Origin of the sequence: Christiangramia aestuarii, assembly GCF_009735585.1 — a bacterium.
GTDB lineage: Bacteria > Bacteroidota > Bacteroidia > Flavobacteriales > Flavobacteriaceae > Christiangramia > Christiangramia aestuarii.
Window position 1 is genome coordinate 162,947 of the sequence record NZ_VJVW01000001.1, and the last position, 24,738, is coordinate 187,684.

At 37.4% G+C, this 24,738-nt stretch carries 21 protein-coding genes; 10 read left to right on the plus strand and 11 right to left on the minus strand.

Features of this window, described 5'->3' with window-relative positions; all coding sequences use genetic code 11:
- Positions 1–33: 33 nt before the first annotated feature.
- From FLP08_RS00685 to FLP08_RS00705, 5 genes are all read right to left on the minus strand, one after another.
- Entirely contained in the window at positions 34–1,428 is a 1,395-nt protein-coding gene (locus FLP08_RS00685) for a UDP-glucose 6-dehydrogenase (protein ID WP_156273011.1), read from the minus strand.
- 11 nt (positions 1,429–1,439) lie between these two features.
- Positions 1,440–2,717: a nucleotide sugar dehydrogenase gene (locus FLP08_RS00690; RefSeq protein ID WP_156273013.1), complete on the minus strand. Its 1,278-nt coding sequence runs from the start codon at positions 2,715–2,717 to the stop codon at positions 1,440–1,442.
- A 24-nt stretch (positions 2,718–2,741) separates the two neighbouring features.
- Entirely contained in the window at positions 2,742–3,743 is a 1,002-nt protein-coding gene (locus tag FLP08_RS00695; protein ID WP_156273015.1) for an SDR family oxidoreductase, read from the minus strand.
- A 108-nt stretch (positions 3,744–3,851) separates the two neighbouring features.
- A complete protein-coding gene (locus tag FLP08_RS00700; RefSeq protein ID WP_156273017.1) occupies positions 3,852–4,922 on the minus strand; it encodes a DegT/DnrJ/EryC1/StrS family aminotransferase in 1,071 nt (356 codons plus the stop codon).
- Positions 4,919–6,358, minus strand: coding sequence for a lipopolysaccharide biosynthesis protein (locus FLP08_RS00705; protein WP_156273019.1), 1,440 nt, complete (start codon positions 6,356–6,358; stop codon positions 4,919–4,921). Before FLP08_RS00705 ends, FLP08_RS00700 begins: the two co-directional genes overlap by 4 nt.
- A 170-nt stretch (positions 6,359–6,528) precedes the next feature.
- Between FLP08_RS00705 and FLP08_RS00710 the strand changes: the two genes are divergently transcribed.
- Positions 6,529–7,518 carry a glycosyltransferase family 10 domain-containing protein gene (locus FLP08_RS00710; protein WP_156273021.1) on the plus strand — a complete coding sequence of 330 codons (990 nt, stop codon included), beginning with the start codon at positions 6,529–6,531 and terminating at the stop codon, positions 7,516–7,518.
- 148 nt (positions 7,519–7,666) lie between these two features.
- Here FLP08_RS00710 and FLP08_RS00715 read toward each other — a convergent pair whose 3' ends face one another.
- On the minus strand, positions 7,667–9,217 hold the full coding sequence (locus FLP08_RS00715; protein WP_156273023.1) for a hypothetical protein: 1,551 nt from the start codon (positions 9,215–9,217) through the stop codon (positions 7,667–7,669).
- A 131-nt stretch (positions 9,218–9,348) separates the two neighbouring features.
- Between FLP08_RS00715 and FLP08_RS00720 the strand changes: the two genes are divergently transcribed.
- Both FLP08_RS00720 and FLP08_RS00725 read left to right on the plus strand, forming a co-directional pair.
- Positions 9,349–10,059 (plus strand): glycosyltransferase family 2 protein, encoded by a 711-nt coding sequence (locus FLP08_RS00720; RefSeq protein WP_156273025.1) that lies wholly within the window; start codon positions 9,349–9,351, stop codon positions 10,057–10,059.
- Complete coding sequence (locus FLP08_RS00725) at positions 10,056–10,934, plus strand: NAD-dependent epimerase/dehydratase family protein (RefSeq protein WP_156273027.1); 879 nt, start codon at positions 10,056–10,058, stop codon at positions 10,932–10,934. Before FLP08_RS00720 ends, FLP08_RS00725 begins: the two co-directional genes overlap by 4 nt.
- Before the next feature lie 68 nt (positions 10,935–11,002).
- On the opposite strand, the gene FLP08_RS00730 is transcribed toward FLP08_RS00725, so the two are convergent.
- Positions 11,003–12,010 carry a LacI family DNA-binding transcriptional regulator gene (locus FLP08_RS00730; protein ID WP_156273029.1) on the minus strand — a complete coding sequence of 336 codons (1,008 nt, stop codon included), beginning with the start codon at positions 12,008–12,010 and terminating at the stop codon, positions 11,003–11,005.
- Between the two features lie 117 nt (positions 12,011–12,127).
- Here FLP08_RS00730 and FLP08_RS00735 point away from each other — a divergent pair, with 117 nt between their 5' ends.
- The 5 genes from FLP08_RS00735 (at position 12,128) to FLP08_RS00750 (ending at position 14,637) form a co-directional block, all read left to right on the plus strand.
- On the plus strand, positions 12,128–12,592 hold the full coding sequence (locus FLP08_RS00735; RefSeq protein ID WP_156273031.1) for a thiol-disulfide oxidoreductase DCC family protein: 465 nt from the start codon (positions 12,128–12,130) through the stop codon (positions 12,590–12,592).
- Entirely contained in the window at positions 12,589–12,726 is a 138-nt protein-coding gene (locus FLP08_RS16400; protein WP_202912739.1) for a hypothetical protein, read from the plus strand. Before FLP08_RS00735 ends, FLP08_RS16400 begins: the two co-directional genes overlap by 4 nt.
- Positions 12,727–12,824: 98 nt before the next feature.
- Positions 12,825–13,145 (plus strand): phosphoribosylpyrophosphate synthetase, encoded by a 321-nt coding sequence (locus FLP08_RS00740; protein ID WP_156273033.1) that lies wholly within the window; start codon positions 12,825–12,827, stop codon positions 13,143–13,145.
- Positions 13,146–13,243: 98 nt separating this feature from the next.
- The gene (locus FLP08_RS00745; protein ID WP_156273035.1) at positions 13,244–13,741 is read left to right on the plus strand and encodes a Dps family protein; all 498 of its coding nucleotides are present in this window, start codon (positions 13,244–13,246) and stop codon (positions 13,739–13,741) included.
- Positions 13,742–13,755: 14 nt separating this feature from the next.
- Entirely contained in the window at positions 13,756–14,637 is an 882-nt protein-coding gene (locus tag FLP08_RS00750) for a mechanosensitive ion channel family protein (RefSeq protein ID WP_156273037.1), read from the plus strand.
- 62 nt (positions 14,638–14,699) lie between these two features.
- Here FLP08_RS00750 and FLP08_RS00755 read toward each other — a convergent pair whose 3' ends face one another.
- Positions 14,700–18,419, minus strand: a complete 3,720-nt coding sequence (locus FLP08_RS00755; RefSeq protein ID WP_156273039.1) for a metallophosphoesterase — start codon at positions 18,417–18,419, stop codon at positions 14,700–14,702.
- A 56-nt stretch (positions 18,420–18,475) separates the two neighbouring features.
- On the opposite strand from FLP08_RS00755, the gene FLP08_RS00760 reads away from it, so the two are divergent.
- On the plus strand, positions 18,476–19,660 hold the full coding sequence (locus FLP08_RS00760; protein ID WP_156273041.1) for a Pycsar system effector family protein: 1,185 nt from the start codon (positions 18,476–18,478) through the stop codon (positions 19,658–19,660).
- On the opposite strand, the gene FLP08_RS00765 is transcribed toward FLP08_RS00760, so the two are convergent.
- Positions 19,652–22,018 carry a GAF domain-containing protein gene (locus FLP08_RS00765; protein ID WP_156273043.1) on the minus strand — a complete coding sequence of 789 codons (2,367 nt, stop codon included), beginning with the start codon at positions 22,016–22,018 and terminating at the stop codon, positions 19,652–19,654. The genes FLP08_RS00760 and FLP08_RS00765 overlap by 9 nt on opposite strands.
- Before the next feature lie 135 nt (positions 22,019–22,153).
- On the opposite strand from FLP08_RS00765, the gene FLP08_RS00770 reads away from it, so the two are divergent.
- Positions 22,154–23,275, plus strand: coding sequence for a TlpA disulfide reductase family protein (locus FLP08_RS00770; protein WP_156273045.1), 1,122 nt, complete (start codon positions 22,154–22,156; stop codon positions 23,273–23,275).
- 46 nt (positions 23,276–23,321) lie between these two features.
- On the opposite strand, the gene FLP08_RS00775 is transcribed toward FLP08_RS00770, so the two are convergent.
- Positions 23,322–24,005, minus strand: a complete 684-nt coding sequence (locus tag FLP08_RS00775; protein ID WP_156273047.1) for an SIMPL domain-containing protein — start codon at positions 24,003–24,005, stop codon at positions 23,322–23,324.
- Between the two features lie 47 nt (positions 24,006–24,052).
- Positions 24,053–24,700, minus strand: coding sequence for a rhomboid family intramembrane serine protease (locus FLP08_RS00780; RefSeq protein ID WP_156273049.1), 648 nt, complete (start codon positions 24,698–24,700; stop codon positions 24,053–24,055).
- Between the last annotated feature and the right edge of the window lie 38 nt (positions 24,701–24,738).

Here is a 24,738-nt window from a genome sequence, read left to right on the forward strand (position 1 = left end):
CTGTTTAACTGTCTACGGCACCATTTAATTGGCTCAGGAGCCAATAGCATAAAATTCAAAGCCGATCTCTTCCTTTGTTTTTCTTTCCAATAATCTACGACCATCAAATAGGAAAGCAGGCTTTAACATATCTTTATAAATTTTTCCCCAATCCATTTCCTTGAACTCATCCCATTCAGTAAGCACAGCTATCGCATGGGCATCTCTACAAACCTCATAAGGATCATTTAAAACTGTCACCCTTTTTCTATTTTCCTCTTCAGATCTTGAGTTTAAATTATCCAGATCAGCAAAAATTTGCTCTTCCTTAACCTTAGGATCATACACAACAATTTCGGCCTGCTCATTTAGCAAATAATCAGCCACATAGATCGCTGCAGATTCACGGGTATCATTGGTATCTTTCTTAAAAGCCCAACCTAATAAGGCGATTTTTTTCCCGGAAACCGTATTAAACAGTGAACTCACGATATTCGAGGCAAAACGTCTTTTTTGATGATCGTTCATTATAATAACCTGCTCCCAGTAATCTGCTACCTCATGCAAGCCAAAAGATTTAGCGATATAGACCAAATTCAATATGTCCTTCTGAAAACAACTACCTCCAAAACCTACTGATGATTTCAGGAATTTAGAACCAATCCTGGAATCCATTCCCACTGCTTTGGCAACTTCTGTCACATCAGCTCCTGTCTTTTCACAAAGTTCAGACATGGCATTGATGCTGGATACCCTTTGAGCGAGAAAAGCATTCGCAGTAAGTTTCGACAATTCAGATGACCATACATTGGTGGTCAGAATTTTAGATTTTGGAACCCAGTGAGCATATACATTTACCAGGGCATCAACTGCCTCTTTTCCTTTTGCGGAATCTATATCTCCACCAATAAGCACCCTGTCTGGATCCATAAGATCATCTACAGCTGTACCTTCAGCTAAAAATTCAGGATTAGAAAGGATTTGAAAATTCACTCCATTCCCGGTGTTATCAAGAATATTTTTTAGGGCTTCCGCAGTCCTAACTGGTAAAGTTGATTTTTCTACTACTATCTTATCAGTTTTAGAAACTCTGGCAATTTGCCGCGCGCAAAGTTCAATATATTTAAGATCGGCAGCCATACCTTTACCAATACCGTAGGTCTTAGTCGGTGTATTTACCGAAATAAATATCATATCAGCTTTATCGATCGCTGCATCTACATCTGTGGAAAAAAACAGATTTCTCCCCCTAGCTTCTTGTACAACTTCAGGTAAACCTGGCTCATAAATTGGAATATTTTCTACATTTTTATCATTCCAGGCAGCTATCCTTTTTTCGTTTATATCTACTACGGTAACATCTATTTCAGGACATTTCTGAGCGATGACCGCCATGGTTGGTCCCCCAACATATCCCGCGCCTATACAGCAAATATTCCTTATTCTCAAATTTCTTAATTTTAAAGCTTACGATCGCATTTGTCTCCAAGCACCCCCTTTACATCATATACCACCGCTTTATCTGATTTTAAATTGTCAAGGTCTAAATTATTAAATTCCCTATGAGCAACTGTAAGCACCACCGCATCAAACTTAGCTTTAGGCAACTCTGACGTGGTATCAAGCCCATATTCATGTTTAACCTCAGATGGCTTAGCCAGAGGATCATATATGGTTATATTAACTCCGTATTCCTTTAAAGCCTTTACGACGTCTACCACCTTGGTATTACGAACATCAGGACAATTTTCTTTAAAAGTTATCCCTAGAACGAGTATATCAGCTCCCTTAACCTTAAGATCATTTTGCAGCATTAGTTTTACAACTTCGCTTGCAACATATTGCCCCATGGAGTCATTCATCCGTCTACCTGCCAGAATAATTTCAGGATGATATCCAATCTCCTGAGCCTTCTGAGCAAGATAATAAGGATCTACACCAATACAGTGGCCACCAACAAGACCTGGCTTAAAAGGAAGAAAATTCCATTTTGTCCCTGCAGCTTCTAAAACTGCCTGAGTATCTATATTCATCATGTTGAATATCTTAGCCAGTTCATTTACAAAGGCGATATTTATATCTCGCTGTGAATTCTCAATAACTTTGGCCGCTTCCGCAACTTTTATTGTAGGAGCCAAGTGTGTACCTGCAGTTATAACTTCAGCATATAAATCATTAACTTTCTCACCAATTTCTGGAGTAGATCCGGCAGTTACCTTGAGAATTTTCTCTACAGTATGCTCCTTGTCTCCAGGATTTATCCTCTCCGGGGAATAACCTACGAAAAAGTCTTCATTAAATTTAAGACCACTAAATTTTTCAAGAACCGGAACGCATTCATCTTCAGTCACACCAGGATAAACCGTAGATTCATAGATCACTATATCACCTTTCTTCAGGATTTTACCTACAGTCTCACTACTTTTATATAATGGTGTTAAGTCTGGCCTATTATTTTTGTCTACAGGTGTAGGGACAGTTATGATAAAATAATCACAATCCTTGATATCCTCTAAATCTGCTGAACAATACAAGCCATTAGAATTATCATTTTTCGTTTTCAAAACAGATTGAAGAACATCGTCTTCTACTTCGAGAGTAGAATCTGTACCGGTACGTAATTCTTCAACACGCTCCTTATTTATATCAAAACCCACTACCGAATATTTTGTTGCGAACAATCTTGCCAATGGCAAACCAACATATCCAAGGCCTATTACAGCGATTTTTTTATTCATAAACTAAAGTATATTCTTATTTTTTTATTTCAAGTTATCCCAATACCAATGAACTGCTTCTTTAAGTCCATCCTGAATTTTATGAGTAGGCTTGTAACCCAGTAATTTTTCAGCTTTATCTACAGACGCTAAAGAGTGAGGTATATCCCCTGGTCGATTAGGACCATGTTTGACTTCCACTTTTCCAATCTCGGGATCAAATTCAGAAAGATATTTCTTTAAAAGCTGGGTTAACTCTACTAAATTGGTTCTATCCCCAACAGCTGTGTTATAAACCTGATTCAAGGAACTTTCATCATCTGAAACAAGAGCCAAAAGATTCATCTTTAAAACATTATCTATGTAAGTGAAATCTCGCGAGTATGTTCCATCTCCATTAATCACAGGACTTTCATGATCCATAAATTGCATCACGAATTTTGGAATTACCGCTGCATAAGCACCGTTAGGATCTTGTTTTCTTCCAAAAACATTGAAATACCTTAAACCTATAGTATCTAATCCGTATGACTTATGAAAAATATCTGCATATAGTTCATTTACATATTTAGTTATAGCATATGGAGAAAGTGGCTTACCAATTTCATGCTCAACCTTGGGTAATTTCTCTGAATCACCATAAGTTGAAGAACTTGCAGCATAAATAAATCGTTTAACCTCATTATCCCTTGCTGCCACCAACATATTCAAGAATCCTGAAACATTGACCTCATTACTTGTAATAGGATCTTTTAACGACCTCGGAACAGATCCCAATGCCGCTTCATGAAATATATAATCAACCTCTGAGCTGGCTTTCAAACAGGTAGATAGGTCCCTAATATCACCTTCAATAAGAAGAAAATTTGGGTGGTCTATAATTGACTTTAGATTGTTTTTATAACCAGTTGCAAAATTATCCAGGCAAACAACCTCTGCTCCATACTCAATTAAGATTTCGCAAAGGTTAGATCCTATAAAACCTGCTCCTCCGGTAACTAGTATTTTTGATTTGGAAATTTTCTCTTTCTGAGACTCAGTAATCAAGATGTAGAAATTTTAACATTTTGGAATTGGCAAATATAAAATTTCTCGATTAACGAAACTTAAAAGCAATCTTAAAGAATTCCCAAAACTATCCGAAACAATTTATCCTTAATCATTATTGATTAAGGTACAAATTTGACTAACCTTTTCTTTAACCAGGTCATGGTACAGCGGTAGACATAAAATCCTCTTGGAAATGTTATCTGAAATGAGCATTTTTTGCATTGTGATAAAAGGCAAGTTGCTTAGCGATGGATAAAAATATCTGCGAGGAAAAATATCCTTATTGTTCAGCTCTTTTACTATTTTCAATAAGATTTCTTCCGACTCAAAAATTACAGGATAATAACTGTAATTCCAATCTGTATTCTCCCTTAAAATTGGTCTTCGAATTTTTGAAAAATCCAATAAAGAATCATATTCCTTAATTACACTTTTTCGCTTTTCAATTAATTTAGGTAAATGGGGAAATACAGCCAATCCCATAGCAGCCTGCAGCTCACTCATCTTGGCATTAATACCTAAACCCTGAATTTTTTCCGGGCCATCATGACCAAAATTATGTCTGTAAAACAGTTCCTTATAAAGCTCCAAATCCTTACAGAACATTGCTCCTCCTTCACCAGTATGGAACAATTTTGTAGCATGAAAACTGCAGGTAATTATATCGCCATAATTAAATATACTAGCTCCATTATATTTTACCCCAAAGCAATGCGCTGCATCATAAATTACCTTAATTTGATATTTATCCGCAATTTGTTGGATAGCTTCAACATTACAAGGATTCCCAAAAACGTGGGTCGCCAGGATTGCCGTAGTGCGTTTAGTGATAGCTTCTTCAATCTTGGTCTCATCAATCGTAAGATATTCCGGATGGATATCCACAAATACTGGAGTGCAATTTTCCCAAACAATAGAGCTAGTTGTGGCCACATAGCTGAATGGTGTGGTAATAACCTCTCCATTGCCGGCCAAAGCCTTTAAAGCAATTTGTAAAGGCAAGGTTCCGTTGGCAGTAGGAATCACATGATCAACTCCTAAAAAAGACTTTAATGATTCTGTTAACTTTTTATGCAGACTGCCCCCGTTAGCGATCTGATTCGACTGCCAAATTTCATCCAGGTAATGGATGTATTCCTTTTTAGGTGGTAAAAATGTTTTGGTTACTGGGATCATCTATTAGTTATAAGTTTTTTTATTTCGAACAAACTGTCAAATTTGAAAAGTCTAGCCGTCAGAAGGTATGAGCTTACAATTGCCATTACACCTAGAAATATCCGGAAGAAGTCGTTCATGCCTAGATTTTTAAAATAATCATCTACCATAAATAAAATAACCCCGCAAAAAGCTGCCAAGATTAAAATAGGAGTGATATCCAACAATTGTTTAATAGCCGGGTAATTTAGGAATCTTCCGGAGTAATGAGAATTTATGAAGAAGGCTAGGATAGAAATAAAAACCTGCCCATAGAGCAGCGCCATAATACCAAAAGGAAGAGTAACTACAAGGACCAGCAAAATCAGGATTTTTTTTGCTACCTCTAATTTTAGGAATAGGTCACTTCTTCCTTTTACATTAATAACACTCAAATTATAAGAATGCAAAGGATAGAGAATACCTGTTACACAAAGCACCTGGAAATATGGTACTGCGGGCAGCCATTTTTCTGTAAATAAAAATCTGAAAATGGGTTCTGCTAATATTCCAAGGCTAATCATCACCGGAGTTACCACGAAAACCACAGTACACATAATTCTTTTATATGCAGATTTTAAATGCTTTTCTTCATTTTCAATCTTTACGAAAAGCGGGAAAGTAACTTTATCCAAAGCTCTGGATAAATTCTTTACCGGTAGCTGATTCATCGTCTCTGCCCTTGTATAAAATCCAACCTGTGCAGCTGAAAAATATTTACCTATTGCAATCAAAAAAGCATTCTGAAAGATTCTATCCAGCAATTCTGAAATGGTAAGCTTGTATCCATAATGAAAATGCTTTTTGAATTTCTCCAGGTTAAAACCCGAAGTTGGATACCAGCTGGAATATAGCCACAACTGCACCGCATTCATTAATGAAGTTACCAGGGACGACCATACCAAACTCCAAACTCCATAACCTAATAAGGCAAGAGTGATCCCCGTTACTCCTCCTATAATTGCAGAGGGAATAGTGATCAGGGTTTGAATTTTAAAATTCATATTTTTAGTAAAACGTGCCGATTGAACAGTGGAAAACCCTGAAATGATAAAAGTCAAGCAATAAAGCCGAACGATATTGATAAGAATAGGCTGACCAAAAAACTTAGAAATGAACGGGGCCGCAACGTACATCAGTAAATATACCAGTACACTAGCAAAAACGTTGAAATAGAATACAGAGGAAAAATCATCAGATTCCAGATCTTTTCCTCGAATTAGGGATTTATTAAGTCCACTATTAAGAAGTGCGTTGCCAATCGCGACAAAAACGGCGATCATTCCAATCAAACCGAACTGTTCAGGCAACAGGATGCGCGCCAGAATTACCGAAATCACAAAGCCAACAATTTGATTACCAAACTGTTCGGCAAATGTCCAAACCATTCCAGTTGTAGCTAATTTCCTAAGAGACATTTATTTTTTTAAGTGTTTTCCATTAATTAGCTTTATCAAACTTAAACAATAGGCAAAATAGGTTATTTAAGTCGGCCATTTTGTTCAAATATAGGAATTTGGAAATAGTATTCGGTTAGTGTATTTCTCCAAATTTTTGAAATTGCTAATTAATTTGTCAATCACTATTAATGAAAAAGATAAAAATTTGGTTCACTGATTTTTACAAGGGATTCGAACCTAGAAATAATTATTTCTATAATATACTTTCAAAATTATATAGTGTAGAAATTAATAAGGAAGATCCAGATTATTTGATTTACTCCTGTTATGGTAATGAATTTTTAAATTATGATTGCCTAAGAATTTTTTACACGGGCGAGAACTTAGTTCCAGATTTTAATTTATGCGACTATGCTATAGGATTTCATTATTTAAATTTTGAAGATCGCTATATGCGTTTTCCGAATTTCGCCCTGATTAGGGATCAATTTGAGCAACTTCTTTCTCAAAAAGACTCGAGAAATAACAACTTGAAATCTAAAGAATATTTTTGCAATTTCATCTACGCCAATGCACAGGCCGATCCTGCCAGGGATCTGTTTTTTGAAAAACTCAGCGACTATAAAAAGCTTAGCTCCCCGGGTGCACATTTAAATAATTGCAATATGGATATTGGAGGAAGATTTACAAAAGACTGGATGTATTCAAAGTTAAATTTTCAGTCACAATGTAAGTTTAGTATCACCTTCGAAAATAGTTCAGCCAATGGTTATACTACAGAAAAGATTATGCACGCCTTTATTTCAAATACAATCCCGATTTATTGGGGAAATCCTGAGATCGAAAAAGACTTCAATCCAAAATCATTTATTAATTGTCATAATTTCAGAAATTTTGATGAAGTAGTGCAGAGGGTAAAACAGATCGATCAGGATGATGAGCTCTATAACTCAATATTATCTGAACCCGCATTTAGAGAGAACAAAATTCCAGACCAGTTTCAGGAGGTTAAATTGATTAATTTCCTGAGATCCGTTTTCGACCAAGAAAATAGAGATTTAAGGAAACGGCCGTTATATGGAACAACTTTAAAATATGAAAAAGACTTAAGGAGTCTTGTGAAACTGAAAACAAAAATGAAACCTTTTATTGATCTTGTATCAAAACTTAGAGTCTAAGTTCAACCAAATATTTGGTAGGACGATAACTATACACTGCAGAATTTAATACATGAAACTATTGATTCCATTGAACTCATATTGATTTCTCAATATAGAAATACAAAAGCTTTGGAGATCAAGGCTTAATAATATCCTAACAATATTTTCAGTCTTTAATGAAATAAGTATTAACTCCCTTTTTCTGTTTAATGAAACCCTGATCATGAAGTTCCTTTTCGACAGCATTCCTTTTTTCATCCTTCACTTCCGGATAGTTATCTATTAAAAACAATGCTGTTTTTGAAAAACCTTTTCTGTTCTTTAATTTTTGAAAAAAAGAAAGATCATTTAAAGGTTGATTGAATTCAGTCGAATAATATTGTGAAGGATACAGATAATTAAACAAGTGACTTTTATCCCCATAAAATACAATATCAAAGCCTGCTCTTTCTAAACTATCCTTCTCCTTATTTATCGATTTTATATAATCACTCCTTAAATTAGTTGTCATTATGGGGTCCAGTCTCTCAAGATTAGTGAGATGAGTCACCTGTAAAATTGGACTATCTTCATAAGTTTTTGAAAAATTTTCAAGTAAAGAAAAGGGTAGTAATATTATGAGAATTAGTTTAAAAATGGAGATTTGTTCATTTTCAAATCGTGAAATTATAAATGGAAAAATTACTAAAATAAGGGAGGCTTTTAGCAGCCCAGTATTAGAACCAAAAGGAATAACGAATAACAGGACTATAAAAATTCGAGAAATTATTTTATCACCTGTTGAAATTCCTTTTACCTTATATAAAGTAAACCCAATCCAGGTTAACACCAAAGCGGTTATAAAAAGGGAATAATTTTTCCAATAACCCGAAAAACTAATAAAAAACAGCACAAAAAAGGATATCAATAAAAAGAATAGACTTTTTCGATAAATCCCCCCTAATCCTTTCCACCGTTGGTAAATGAAGTGAATACAACCAATAAAAATTCCATAAAAAATAATACTTAATGCATCTTTAAAATACGCGATAGTCAGTTTGAATACTGAATGATTTTTTGCACCATATAAAGAATCAATAAAACTTTCCAAGTTTCTATAAACAAGGTAATACCCGCAGTATGTAAATAGAACTGTAAAAATTAGAAAGGTAAAAGCATACTTTTTATTATCATAAATCAATAGGAAACCAAAAAGAATAGGAACAAGTATGATATTAGGAAGCCTAATAAAAACTGTTAGAGCAACTAAGAATGATAAAACGGGAATCCAATATTTTTTTTTATCGCTAACAAAATATTTTAAATAAGCTGAAAAAACCAAACTAATGAAAAAGACACTGAATGTGTCATATCCTAAAATATTTACATTCAAAGGGCTAATTAAAAGTAGAACACAACTTATGTAAAATAGGTTTATCCGGTTGACTGATTGTTTCCCAAATAAAAATGGTAAAAAAACTGAACAGTATAAAAGAAAGGAGTTAACCAGACGGAAAATAATTAAATCTCCTCCTAAAAACTTCTCAATAAAACTGATAAATATAGAGGAAAGAAAGAATGATGAAAAAAGGTCTTTCACCTCGGGGGACCTAGCGGCATTAATATGAAAGAAACTATCTGTAAAATCCAGGCCGAAAAACATTCCTCCCCAAAAAACCAGGTTAGCCAGAACAAAAAAAATGATTAAAAAAGGTTTTCTCAAGAGGATTTTATTCATAAATCTAGACTAAGGTAATTTCAATTAAAAGCAACAAATATATACATTCAGCAACATATACTTTTCGGGGGATTCTATCAGGAAATTATTATGTAGTTTTAACTTCAATATTAAATATTATCCTAGCCTTAATGTCAAACCCCCGACTATCAATTATAATTCTATGTTACCGCTCCAACGAAAGAATTATTCCATTCGCGGAAGAAGTGAAAAACCTAGGTTTGAACCTAACTGAAAACCTTGAAATTATTCTCGTTGGTAATTATATAGAAGGAACAAAAGATAACACCCAGGATATAGTGGAAAGGCTGTCCAGAGACAACAAGGTTTTTAAGGCGATTTGCAAGCCTAAAAAAGGGATGATGGGCTGGGATATGAAATCTGGTTTAGAGAAGGCCTCTGGTGATATTATTTGTGTCATTGACGGGGACAGTCAATTTCCTTCAAATACAATAAGCAAATGCTATCACTATCTGCTCACTCAAAATTATGGCTTGGTTAAAACTTACAGGGAAACCCGGGAGGATGGTTTTTACCGAAAAATGATTTCAAAAGTCTATAATAGGCTTTTTAAATTACTATTTCCTGGAATAAACTCAAAGGATATTAATTCTAAACCAAAAATGTTTACCCGGGAGGTTTTAAATAAAATGGAATTAACTTCAGACGATTGGTTTATTGATGCTGAAATAATGCTAAACGTTCATAAGCTAAACGTATCTTTTTTCGAATTTCCCACCACATTTAAGGAACTACACGGCCGATCATCATTTGTAAAGTTCAGTGCGATCTTAGAGTTTTTACGAAATCTTTTAATTTTCAAATTAAGAGGATTAAAATGAAAAAGAAGGTTTTCATCACAGGTATTTCGTCTGAAATACTAAAAAACTTAATCCCTCTGGTTAATTTCGAAGAATATGAAATAATTGGCTTAAGCCGGAAACCCGATAATATTAATATTGATAATGTCACTTTAATAGATGGAGATCTTAGCGACATCAAAAAAATTGAAAATGTATTGAAAGGATGTTTTATGGTGATACATGCTGCGGCAGTAACACATTCTTTTAAAGTGGATCCTTATTACCGAATCAATTTTAAGTATACTCAGGACTTAATTAAAATTGCTAGTAAATTCAATATAAACAGGTTTATTTTATTAAGCTCTTATGCATCCGGCCCAAAAAGTGGAGCTTATGGAAGATCCAAATATCTAGCTGAACAGTTTCTGCAGGAAAATTTTAACAATTGGACAATTTTCAGGTTGGCTGAAGTTTATGGATCTAGAAAAATAGAAGGGATAGATAAATTAATAAACTCAGGGTTTTCGAATTCAATTCATCTTTGTCCGGTTCAAATATCACAAGAATTACGTCCCATCTATTTACTTGAAGCTTCAAGACTATTGAAGGAGTATATTTTTGATAAGTCCATAGGTCAGAAAAAGCTCAATATTGTTGGAAATGCTAATTATTCAATTAAAGATATTTTAAAGATAATTGGCAAAATTAAAAATAAGACTCAGTACTTAATTTTAATTCCAAAATTGGTTATGAATTTGATATATCATGTTTCAAGATCGATTCCATTTTCATTAGGATTAAATCCCGATCAAATTAAAAGATTATACCGACCAAATTACCAGCAAGCTGAAGATTTGGAAATTCAAGGAAAATTAAAGTTAGTAACCTATCTAAAAACATATGGTAAATTCTAACCTAAACCAAAATTCTTTAATTGAATGCCTTCAGATTCCTAGACATATATGAAAGCCTAGGACAAGAATCAAAACCTCGTCGATTCCAAATGCACCATGGTTGTGGCGATGATCTTTTCTTCGAATTTTCCCGGTTGCGATTCCCCGTTTAGTCGTTTGTTCAGTACCTCAACGGCGTTAGAGCCTATTTCCTGAGGATGTTGTTCTATATAGCTCAAAGAAGGAGTTAAAAATTCGGCTACATCCTTTCCTATATATCCTATAAGCTTTAGATCGCGTGGGATATCCACATTTTCTTCATAAGCCACCCTGGCCGCCATGATTGCACTTTCAAAATCTGTACATAATAGCGCTTCGACTCTATCTGAAGTGACTAATTCCCTTATCTTCCTTTTAAGTTCGGCAGGTTTTGTGCTTGTAGCTTTATAGGCTTCCCCACCACTTTCCATCGCCTTTTCAAAACCCTTGATCCTGAGCTGACCAATTCCTACATGATGAATGGCCGATGCCAGACCAAGCTTATTCAAACCTTTAGCCTTAAAAAACTTTGTGGCATCATAAAAGCTTTTTTCATCATCCACCCCTATTTTATCGGTTGGCAGACCTATATTGATACGGTCATAGATCACCAACGGGATTTCATATTCCAGTAAGGCATATAAATGTTCATAGTCATTCTTTTTCTGAGTTTCTTCAGAAACAGCTATCAATACCCCATCCACAAATCCTGAGGTAAGCATATCACAGATCTGCTTCTCTCTTTCAAGGGATTCATTCGAGATATAGGTTATGATCTGCTGCCCATGTTTTTGGGCCTGTGCTTCCATCCCGGAAAGGACCCGGGCGAAAAAGTTGTTTGAAATATTCGGGATCACCACTCCTATAGTGCCGGTCTTACTCTTTTTTAAATTTACCGCTACCGGGTTTGGTCTATAATTATGTAATTTTGCAAGTTCCTTAACCCTTTCGGCGGTTTTCGGACTTATCTCCGGACTATCATGTAGTGCTTTGGAAACCGTGGAAACAGAAACATTCAAAAGTTTAGCCAGTTCCTTTAAGGTGATCTTGCTTTTCATAGGGAATAATGGAATTAATCATAAAGGTTAAAAAAAATCCTGAATAGCACAATTAAAACAATTCTTAGATTTGAAGAAATCTTTGGATTAATCTGTCCATTTAGAATAGCGCAAATTTTGTTTAAAAAAATCGAATTTACCAAATATCCTCCCTCCCATCCTGTTTTAATCTGGGATGGAGATTGCGGGTTCTGTAAATTCTGGAAAACCAGGTGGCAGGAAAAAACTGAAGGCCGGGTGAATTTCGAGACTTATCAGCAAAAGGCTTCAGACTTTCCCGATTTTCCTCTTAAAGAATTTAAAAAAGCGAGCCGCCTTATAGAACGAGACGGAAAGGTTTATAGCGGTCCCGATTCTGCTTACCGAAGTCTCTGGCATGCTAATAAAAAGTCATATCACGAATATTACAGGAATCACAAATGGTTCGAATTTTTAAGCGATCACGCTTACAATCATATTGCTAAAAACCGGCATTTCTATTTCCAGGTCACGAAATTTTTGTTTGGAAAGGATCCTTTGAACTTTAAACCATATTGGTTAATATATCTGTTCGTTATTTTAATAATCATCTATTTGCTATGAAAATACCTGCATCTTACTGGTTTTATATTATTGCAGCGATCATCACGATCATTGGGATAGTTACCGGTTGGTATTTCTTCTTTCTTCTGGTATTACCACTTGGCCTGTTCGGTTCAAAAAATAAAAACAATTAGTCTGTTTAACCGGAGTTAAACTTATCCTAAACAGCCCGAAGTATTTGTAAAAATGGGCCTTTCAGTGTAATTTGATTTAGAATTAAAATTCAAATGAAATGAAAGATTACGGAACATTATCACAGGCAATTAATAAATTGAAATTGGAAGAAGGCTATGAGGAAGACTTTAATCTGCTTGATGAAAAAATTCAATTAAAGTCAAAAGATCAAACCTTCGGAGTCGAAGAATTTGAAGTAGATAAGGTGTTAAGGTTCGAGGGAATGAGTAACCCTGACGATAACGCCATACTTTATGCAATCACAACTTCAAATAATCATAAAGGGATTTTAGTAGACGGTTATGGTGTTTCCAGTGGCCAGGTATCTAAGAAAATGATGAAAAAACTAGACCTTAAAGATCACAGGACCTTGGATTAAGCTTAGTTAAACTTCTATTAAATATGCCAGCGAGATTGGCAGAACAGGAACACTATTATAAATTTGTATTGAAAATTAAAAAACGATAAATAAAAACTATGAATTATTTAGGTTTGGATACAGATAAGACTAAGAAGACCGTCGAAGAACTGAACGTACTATTAGCAGATTACCATATTTACTATCAAAAGCTTAGAAATTTTCACTGGAATATCATAGGAAAGAATTTCTTTGATCTTCATGAAAAGTTCGAGGAGTTATATGACGATGCGAAATTAAAGGTTGATGAGATCGCAGAGCGCATCCTGACATTAAGATATCAACCAACCAGCAACCTCAGCGAATACCTGAAAGATTCTAATTTAAAAGAGTCTGGATCTGACATCACCGACAGCAAAATGATCGAGATTCTATTAAACGATCACGGCCTAATTCTAAAACAAATGAGAAAAGTGGTTGAGTTTGCAGATAAAGCTGATGACGAAGGTACGATCGACCTTATTGGTGCGTACATAAGAGAGCTTGAAAAAACAAGCTGGATGTTAGATGCATGGAAGATGAAAACCAATGATCAACATAAACCGGTAAAAAAATAACCAATCTATAAAATATGCAGGATTTTAATATTCAAGATTCAATTAAAGGCATATGGGATAAATTAGGCGGATGGCTGGATTCTTTAATCCTGAATCTGCCTAATTTTCTTTTAGCCGTAATCGTCTTTATCTTATTTGTAATTATTGCCAAATACGTAGGACGAATTTTCGAAAGAATAACCCGAAGCCACATTAAACAGGATTCCATCCGTTTAATGACGGTAAAGGTCATCAAAGCAATCGTCATTCTCATCGGGTTCTTTATCGCCTTAGGTTTATTGAATCTTGATAAAGTCCTCACCTCTGTTCTGGCAGGTGCTGGAGTTGTTGGTCTGGCTATTGGACTAGCCTTACAGGGAACTCTTAATAACACCTTTTCCGGACTCATCCTAAGCTTCCTTCCGGAGCTTCAGATAGGCGACTGGGTGGAGACCAATGGATATGCTGGTACGGTAACCGAGATCAATCTTAGAAACATCGTTATCAAACAATCAGATAATAACTATGTGGTGATTCCAAACTCCAAAATCGTGGAAGAGCCATTCAAGAATTTCAGTCGCACATCGAGGTCCCGAGTATTCGTGAATTGTGGGGTTGGATATGAATCTGATCTTGAAATGGTGCGTGACCTTACCCTGGAGGTGATCAAGGAAAAGTTCCCTCAAAGAGGTAATGAGGAAGTTGAATTCCTTTACAGCGGATTTGGAGACAGTTCCATAAATTTCGTGGTAAGGTTCTGGATAGATGCCACCAAGAACAGGGATCTGTTGGGAGGTCAGCATGAAGCTATTATTGCAATTAAGAAAGCTTATGACGCTAAAGGAGTTAATATTCCATTCCCTATTAGAACACTCGATTTTGGCAAGAACAATTTAACCCTGAATAAAGCAGATTAAAAAAACAAAACATAAAAAAAAAGCCCGGTATCTCTACCGGGCTTTTTTTATGGATGTTCAGGTTAAAATTTCAATCCCACTCCAAACTGGAATCTTGCACCTTCCTCACCGGCGAATACACTGAAATTCCCCTGTATCGCATCGGCACTATTAATCCAGATCCCTCCTCCGTAACTGTCATGCCATTTCTTACTATTCTGAGAGTCCATCCAAACCCTTCCCAGATCATAACCAACATAGATTCCCGGCTGAAATGGAAGGAAACTTGTCTTTACGGTATCGAAGGAGTATCTAAGGTCCGCTCCGGTCCCAAACGAACTTTTACCGCTATATCTTTCCAGCCTGTAACCTCTTAGCCCGCTATCTGCTCCTAATTGTGCTGCCTGGTAGAATTCATATTCCTGGCCAATATTGATATGAGCTTCTGCCCTAGTCTTAATCACCAGTTTACGATTCCTGGTTAATGCATTATAAAAGCCCATATAAGGCTTAAAATAACCATACTGTCGTTTGGTGTTGGAAGTATTCAGCTTAGCTCCTAAATTCAGTTCAAAGAGCATTCCCCTGGTAGGATTAAGGCGATCATCATAACTTTCGTACCTGTACATCGCGTCCAGTCCGGCAAAGTATTTCCTGTCAAAGAAATCTGGGTCGTTGCTTACGAAGTCATCTGAAATAAATGTGCCGTCTTCATTTTGAACTTCTATACCTTCAAAGGAGGCAGTAAAACCAAAATAACTACCAAATGGCGTTTTGTTTACCAGTGCGGCCTTTACCCCATATTCACTCAACCCAACACGATTATAACTCAGCCCTAACTCATCATCGAAATTCTTAGTCTCGTTCCCGAATCCAAAAAAGTTTTCAGAATACTGGGGACTGGCAAAGTTAGCACCGACCTGCAGATTGTAATTCCCTACAATACTGGCGAATTCGGCCTCGTAATTTAAAGCAAATCCATTGGTGGCCGAATGTACTTCCCCCCAAAATGAATGCTGCGAGCTGAATGGGTTTCGCTTGAATTTATTGATGGATTTCACGAATTCCAGCCCAAAAGAAAATCCGGAATCTGGATTATAACCAATTTCAGGAAGTATCGATCCTGATGAAAAGGTCTTCTTATCCTTATCATAAGTATTGATCTCGTAATTATCGGTAAGTCTTAGTTTTGCACCGTCTATCTTTTTAATGGTATTGGGGAGGGACTTATGGTCGTAAACCTTAAGGTTTTTTCCATTTTCTACGGTATAAATATCATTGTTTTGTCCCCCAATTACGCGTAAAAAGATCTTTCCGGGACCATCTCCCTTTACCAGGATCTTATCATCATCGTCAAGGCCGTACACCCAGATTTCTTCGGTTTCATCGTGCTTATAGACTTTATCGCTTAAAATTTCGGCACGCTCACCGTCTTTGTTTCGGGTAATGGTCACTCTCGTATTCCCATCTTCCAGCCTAAGCACATCTATAAAATCGTCCTTATCTGTTCCGGTTACAATAGCCAGGTTGGCCAGGTGGTCGTAATATCTCCTGGCGATATCGATGATATTATTTCGCCTACCCTTCACATTTTCCATAAGGTCCTGTGAAGCTGGCCCCCTTGTCTCCTTCGGAAGTTTCGAAAATGCTTCTTCAATTACCTCGTCTGTAATATTTTCTTTGATGAATTCAGCCTGCTTTATCCAGGCCTCTTTCCCTTCATTTTGAATAAGAGAACGGTCCAGCCCCAAAGCCGCGATATTGAACCATTCAACATCTTTAATATCGTCTCCATAGACCGCGAATTGATTGGCAAAACCGGTGATTGCCCTTAAGGTTCCGAAGAAGGCACCATCAAAATTTGAAAATACCTGGTCCCTATCTCGTGGAATAGGTTCAAAATAATGGTTTCCCTCTTCATCTTCGATCTCGGCCCAGCGCCACTGGTCCTGATGCCTATCCCAATCGCCTATCAGCATATCAAAGATCCTGGCTCTTATATAAGCGGTTTCATCCAGTATATATTTTTCATCACGCCGTAAACGTTCGATCATATCTGCGGTACTAACGATATCATGGTCTGGATTTCCGAAGGATTCATAACCGGTCCAGCCCTCTTCTGGCCGCTCCACGATCATATAGATATCATCCCCGTGTATGGAATTGTATTTCCCCAGGGCTTCCTGCTTTGGCAAATAAAAGATTTCTGGATTGGTATGGTATACCCCAGCTGCCTTACTAAGGGTAGGTATAGCCAGGAAACCATAGGGATGGGCAGCCGTATAAAAATCTGTGATCAGGTTTTCTGCAACCGTATTATCCAGTTTATTTTCTACCGGCTGATTCTTAAAGGCTACATTCTGCAAAAATCTTAACGCGTCTTTCCTAACCCTTCGAATATTATATTCCCGGCCAAGACTATCTTTTACTCTCAGAGAAACTGTCTGGTGACCTCCACCTTCACGAACAACCTTAAGCCCTCCATATAGGGTATCCAGGTCGGCTACTTTCAGGGTGACATCTGTCCCATACAGCTCTCTGTATCTTTCTCCCCATACCGTCTTATGCACAGTGCTTTTATCGGTATCTTTCTCCTTATAGATCGAGGTGGTCATGGTCTGCGGAAAACTGTCCGGATAATCTTTAAAATCAAATGGCACCGGCGTTTCTAAAACTTCTTTCTGAAATAAAAGTTTGGGCTTATTATTTTCATTTCCATAAAAACTTACCCAGGAAGAACCATCTTTAAAAATATCCAGTACAGCAAACCCCTGCCCCGGATAAGCGAAAACCCCATCATTGCTAAGTGTGGCGTAAGAGGCTTTAGAGCCTGAGCCTGAAACGATCTGTCTTACGCTATCGTGTTCTATATATTGCAGGGAATGTTCGTGGCCAGACGCGAAGATCAACCTCTCTGATCCCTGGGCTATGGTCGATATCCTGTCTGCCAGTGATTTATATCGATTATTTTGAGCATCCTGGATAGAAACCCCACCGGTAGTCCTTATAAGGGTAGCCAGCGACCCCAGGATTGGCAAGGGGATTTTTTTCTGGGAAGGATAAATATGCCTGTCGAACGTATACTGCCCTCCATGAACTCCATTGGTATAAATGGGATGGTGAAGCGTAACCAGCACTGTTTTGTTCTGGTTCTTTTTTATTTCAGACTCCAGTTCCAGGAACATTGCTTCCCTGGTCTTGATCTGCTCGCAATTATCATTGATCTTGGGGTTTCTATCCCAATCTTCCAGATACCACTGGGAGTCTATAACGATAAGCTGTATATTTTCTGAAATATCTATGGATTGAAGTCCGCAACCAATATCCGGGCTCCAGATCAGCTGGTCTTCGAATTTCTTTTTAAGGTATTCTTTCTGCCGTTCCAGGCCTTCCAGTTTCTCATTGTACCAATCATGGTTTCCCGGGATCACCACAACCTTCCCATGATAATTCTCAATGGCATCAAGTTGGGCATCCAGGCGATATTCTGCCGCTTCCCGTTCGGGCGAACCTTCAGGAGGCATTCCATCGGGATAAATATTATCACCAAGGAAAATGGTATAATTCTCTCTTTTGTTTACTGAATCAAGGAAGGTCTTGAAAGCTATCAGCCCCAGAGAGGTTCCTCCTGGTGGAGAATAACCTGCATCTCCAATTAAATAAAATGATTTTTCAATCTCCTTATTCTCAGGATATCCGAAATCTGAATGAGGCTCCCCCTCCCTATATTTAGGCTCTACCGTTGCACAAGAAAAAGCTAGGAATAAAGTGAAAAGTGGGGCAAAAAGTTTAACTTTTTTCATAGAAAATTGTGGTCAATTTTTTTTGTAATTTGGGCATTCATTCAAGAACTTCATGTATGAATAATCTCGTAGAGAAAGCTGATAAATTTGTTGAAGAATTATTTAAAGAAAAACTGCCAAACACCTTTATTTATCATAACTACCAGCATACACAGCGTGTTGCTAAAAGTACTAAAGAATTAATCGATAATTCTGAAATTAATGTTAAAGACGGAGAGGCGTTAATGCTGGCAGCATGGCTACATGACACCGGGTATATTCATCAGTATAAAGGTCACGAAGAGAAAAGTGCCGAGATCGCCGAGGACTTCCTGAAAAAGAACAACGCTACCGAAGAACTTATCGAAAAGGTGAAAAAGTATATTCTGGCCACGAAGTTCACCACCATTCCTGAGTGCCAGGGAGAGAAAATAATTCGAGATGCCGATTCCTCCCATTTTGGAAAGAAGTATTTCGAAGAAACCAGCGAATTCTTAAGACAGGAACTGGAACTCCATAATATCAGAAAATTCACCAACGCCGAATGGCTAGAGGAGAATATCCAGGTATTTACTGAAAAACATAAATATTATACAGATTATGCGATAAAGAACTGGAAACCAAAAAAGGAAGAAAATCTCCTGGATCTTATTGAAAGCAAGAACAAACAGGAGAAAAAACTAAAAAAGGAAGAGCATAAGGCCCGTATGAAGGCCAAGTATAAAAATGAGAATCCTGAAAGAAGTATTCAAACCCTCTATAGAACTACTTTAAGGAACCATATTAAATTAAGTGATATCGCCGACACGAAGGCGAACATCCTGCTTTCGGTAAACGCGATCATTATTTCCCTGGCTATCGCCGACATGATCCCAAAACTGGAGGCAGCCTCGAACAAACATCTTTTGATACCAACCCTTATACTTATCCTGTTCAGTGTAGCCTCAATTGTTCTATCAATTATGTCTACCAGACCAAATGTTACCAGTGGAGAATTCACAAGGGAACAGGTAAAAAACAGGGAGGTAAACCTTCTCTTTTTCGGGAATTACCACAAAATGCCTTTCGATCAGTTTAAATGGGCCATGAACGAGCTGATAAAAGACAAGGATTACGTATACGAAATGCTCACCATGGATCTACATTTACTGGGAAAGGTTTTACATAGAAAGTACATGCTTCTTAGGCTTACTTACACGGTATTCATGTCTGGGATAGTAATTTCTGTCCTGGCCTATATTCTATCTTTTTACCTAATGTAATTCTTCCATAAGATCATCATAGTTGATGGTCTTTTCTGGATGTTCACTATCGGGTGAGTAAAGGATATTCACCCTGATGGCCTTTAGGCCTACCACTCCCTGAACATCTTCAAGCTCTACTAGCTCTACCTCATCCCCAAAATAATTCTTGGCCTGCAGGTATTTGATGTATTGCAGGTATTCCCTTTCATCACTGCTTTGAGAATATACAATGGTCATTTTTCCTTTTTGGGTCACCCTTTCCTCGGTACCCTTGATAAAGGCTTTATCTATCCTCTTTTTAATGATCTCGTACCTCGCATTATAGGTGCCATCCACATCAAATTTCTTCTCATCCATGCGGTATCTGATGGACATTGTGCTGTTGTAAACTAAAATCAAAGAGGCTGCTTCCAATTTAATGGGTGTCGTTTCCTGCAGCTGATAAAAACGGTTTTCCATTTCGCACATGGTACTTAGCTGCCATAAACGCAAATTGAATAGATATACCTTATTGAAAGGTCGCTTGTTCGCCATGGATGCACCTATGTACATGTTATGGTCTACCCCGTCTGTCTTATATCTTTCAAAATAATGCGGATATATGTCCTGTGCCTGCACCTGCTTTTTATCAATATAACGGGACATGGTCCTGTTGATCTGCTGAACCGTATCGTCATATTTCTTGCGGTGATTGTAAACCAGACCTGTTTCTGGGTTCAGCATATCTGAATAATCCTTAACCAACTTCCTGATCTCTTCAGATTGTTTCTTGAGATGGCTCATTAAAGGGTTCACCTCCTTTTGCAGGAGATTGAATACCTTTTGCTCACTGCTTGCATTAAGTTTATTGGTAAGCTCTTCTTTAAAATCGCTTATCCTGTATTTCACCTGATCATATATTGGAAGCTCTTCAATCTCGTAGGCCTTCCTGATAATATCCAGGATGATATCCAACTGGTCCAGCAGGTCTTTTTTGATGGCCTCATTTCTGGCTTCAGAAGATGCCACGATATCGATTTGTCCATAAAGTGGAAAAACGTCTTTAAAAGTGATATCCTTAAATGAAGCGAGCCCATCTTTATCAAGATCTTTGATGAATTTTTTCGCTTCCTTTTCAAACACCCAAAGAACGCTGGGGTGAATTGAAGTACACTCACTTTGGATCACCGCTTTTATCCTGTTTTCGAAATCGTTCTGATTTCTTTCTACCGTACTTACGATATAAGGCAGGATATCATCCAGTTTAATAGCATTAATACTATTAAGCTCATTTTTGCGCTGGGATACCAGCTCAAGAATTCCCAGTAATTTACCATTCTTCGCGATCGGTGCTAAGAGGCAGCTCTTAACTTTATTCTTCTTCAGGTTTTTAGCAAGAAGGTTATCATTCTTTTCCAGGTAATCATCTAGATTGGTAATGGTAAAATAAGAGTTCTCATCGACCAACTTTTCGAAACCGCGTTCACATATTCCGGTTTCGCAGTCATTGGCCAGTTTTTTATCCAGGATAAAACTTGTGGCATCCTCATTTTCCATCCTTTCAAAAACCATATCCCGGCGATTAAAGACCGTAAAGCCAACACGAAGATCTGGGATCTTATATATAGATCTGAAGATTTCCTGCAGTTTCTGGAGCTCCTCAGCTTCATTGATCTCCTCGAAAAGCAAGGTGGTCTTTAGTTCAGAAATAGCATCATCCACGGTGACATCGGTAAGATTGATAATGGTAAAACCTTTGAATATATAGCTGTGGGGAGGAATCTTTTCCTTCCACAGATCAAGGTCTTCCACATTCTGAATAAGCAGGTCTACGTCCTTTTGGGTGATCTCGGGGGCATCATCCTTTTTAAGGATATCTACGAAATCGGCATTCATGGCCACTCGGTAATGACGGCGAATGCCATGTTCATCTGGAATATCATAATAAATTGGCCTGGAAAGGTCAATTTGGTATCCATAATAATGCTTCAATATTTGTATACAGGCAAGAATATAAACAAGATCATCGTCCATACTTCTGAATTCAAGCTCAAAATCTTCACCCGCATTTTTCAGGATTTGTTTAAGCCTGCTGGAAATATTGAAAAGGATATTATGAAATGGTACGGAAGCAGCTTTTATTTCGTTGTTGGTTAGAATTCCTGGAAAGAGATCATCCAGTAAAATATCTATAGGCTTCTTGTATTTCTTAAGAAGCTCAAGGTCTTCAAATCCCTCAGAGAGCTCTGGATAGTCAGAAATATAATCCAGCATTTCTTCCAGATACTTTCGAGAAATGTCGCTTTCAATTTGTTCCAACTCCTCCTTATACTGCTCGATCACTTTATGAAAACTGATCTGTACGTCTAAAGGAAATTCTTTTAAGTGCTGCCTCATAAAAGATAATTTAGGGTAAAATTAGAAGTTATTAAAGCCTAAAAAAGCTAAGTATCTTGAAATTAACAATAATTTATACATATTCGCTGACTATGCGAAAACTGTTCGTTATTTTTGTGGAAAACACTTAAACAAATGAAAAAAATAGCATTATTGATCTTCGGTTTAACCCTAGTTCTAGTGGGATGCCAGGAAGATAAAGGCTACTACCTTACAGGAACCGTAGAGGGAATCGAAAATGGTAAGAAAGTTTATATTTCAGACAGAGACGAAACTACCAACAGCCTGAAGACCATAGATACAGCAACTATCCAGGAGGGCAGTTTTGAAATAGATCTGGAAGAGCAGGACCAGCCGGTTCTGAGCTTTTTAAGATTTGAAGGAGTTAATGGTACTGTTGCATTTATTTCAGAAAACCAAAAAATTAACTTCGAGATCCACAAAGACAGCCTGAGGGATGCGAAAATTTCCGGAGGCAAGGAAAATGAGGCTCTTAGTGAGTATTTGGCACATTTCAAAAAGCTGAACCAGGAAATGGTAGAAATCCAGCAGGAAACCCGACAGGCGATGATGGAACAGGATACTGCAAAGATCTACAGCCTGAGAGAATCCCAGGCCGAGATGAGAGATAATGACGTTAATTTCAAGAAAGAATTATTCAATCGAAATAAAGACTCTTATGTGTCGGTAATGTTGCTTTCAGATCTACTGAACATGAGAAGCCTGTCTTCTGCAGAAGTTAGAGAAATGTACGCCGATGTTTCAGATAGGATCAAGGAGACAGCTTTAGGAAAAAGCCTAAAGGAAAACCTTGACAATGCCATGGCGGCTGAAGTGGGCAGCAAGGCGCCTTCTTTTACCGCGCCTAATCCTGAAGGAGAAAATATTTCCCTTGAAGAAAGCCTGGGCAAGGTTACTGTGGTCGATTTCTGGGCTGCATGGTGCAAACCTTGCAGAATCGAAAATCCTAACCTGGTTAGAACCTACAATAAATACAAGGACCAGGGATTGAACGTGATTAGTGTTTCCCTGGACCGTCCTGGCCAAAAAGACAGATGGATACAGGCTATTGAAGAAGATAACCTTGAACAATGGGATCACGTTTCTAACCTTCAGTTCTGGAAAGATCCAATTGCTAAAAAATATCGTGTGAATGCTATTCCGGCTACATTTATTCTTGATGAAAATGGGGTGATCGTAGCGAAGAACCTTCGCGGGGATGCCCTTTCTGAAAAGATCGGAGAACTACTGGATTAAGCTATTTTCCTTTACAAAATCGAAAAGCGCCTACATGGCGCTTTTTTTATTTGAGTTCGAAACCTACACTTACCTTGATCTTTATCTCCAGCTCACCGGGAGATATGGTTTGTGTACTGCCTTTAGCTGCGCTCATTTCTACGGCTTCATCCATCCGGTAAACCGGCTGATAACTATTATAGTCCATTTCGCTAATACTTATCGCCTTCCCTATTTCCTGGCCTAATGGCTGGGCAAGTTCCTTGGCCCTGTTCTGGGCATCAAGTACGGCCAATTTCCGAGCTTCCTTTTCATATTTCTCCATTTCTGAAGATTTGAACTGTATCCCATCTATCCGGTTAAGTCCATTTTCAAGCAAGCCCTTCATGATTTTTTCGTAATCCTTCAGGTCTTTAAGGTGAATAGAAATAGACTGGTTAGCCACATAAGTATAGGTTTTATCGTTATAATCGTAGCGTTTGTTAAGGTTCAGATATTCGGTTTTGATATATTTCTCCTCGATATCCTGAGATTTAAGATACTTGATTATCTTGTTTACCACTTCATCATTCTTCTTTTTAACTTCCGCAGCAGAATTACCTTCATGCTCGATCCTTGATTTTATCAGAACCTCATCTGGTTCAACTTTTACCAGCCCTTCACCGGTGACATTTACCACAGGCTTTTCGGAGTCCTGCGCCATTACCGGGATAGCTATAAGAACAGCAATTATAAAAAGTAAGTTTTTCATATAGTCAGTTTTTAGTTTTATAAACCATAACCAAGAAGAGTACCAAACTAAATGCGCCCCATTCTTTGAAGTAAAAAAAGCACCACGATAGGGATCGCCAATAAGATCACCATAAGCATATGGGATTCGAATACCCAGGGAGCGAAAAGCATGGTTAAAAAATATCCTCCGGCTGCGCCGCCAAAATGGGCATCATGACCAATATTATCGCTTCTTCGCTTCATTCCGTAGATGGTATAGAGCAGGTACCCGATTCCGAAAACATAGGCTGGAATTGGGATAATAAAAAATAACCCAAGCATCATATCAGGCTGTAATAAGATGGCTGAATAGAGGACGCCCATTACAGCACCACTGGCTCCGACTGCCGTATAATTATAATCGTCTTTATGAAAGAAGAAGGAAAGCAAATTCCCCAGCAATAAACTTCCCAGGTAGATAATTAAAAAGGCAATTGCACCCAGGTTATAAATAAGCACATTGGCAAAAAAATACAGGGTAAGCATGTTCACGAACAGGTGCCCGGTATCTACATGTAGAAAACCAGAGGTCAAGATCTGGTATTTTGAACCCGATTTTATATCGGCAATATTGAACTTGTACTTATTAAAAAAAGACTTATCACTGAATCCTTTAAATGAAACCAGAACGTTCAAGGCAATTACCACGAGCGTTGCAAGGCCTAAATCTCCCATATTTGATGAATGTTTAATTTCAAATATACCATATATTT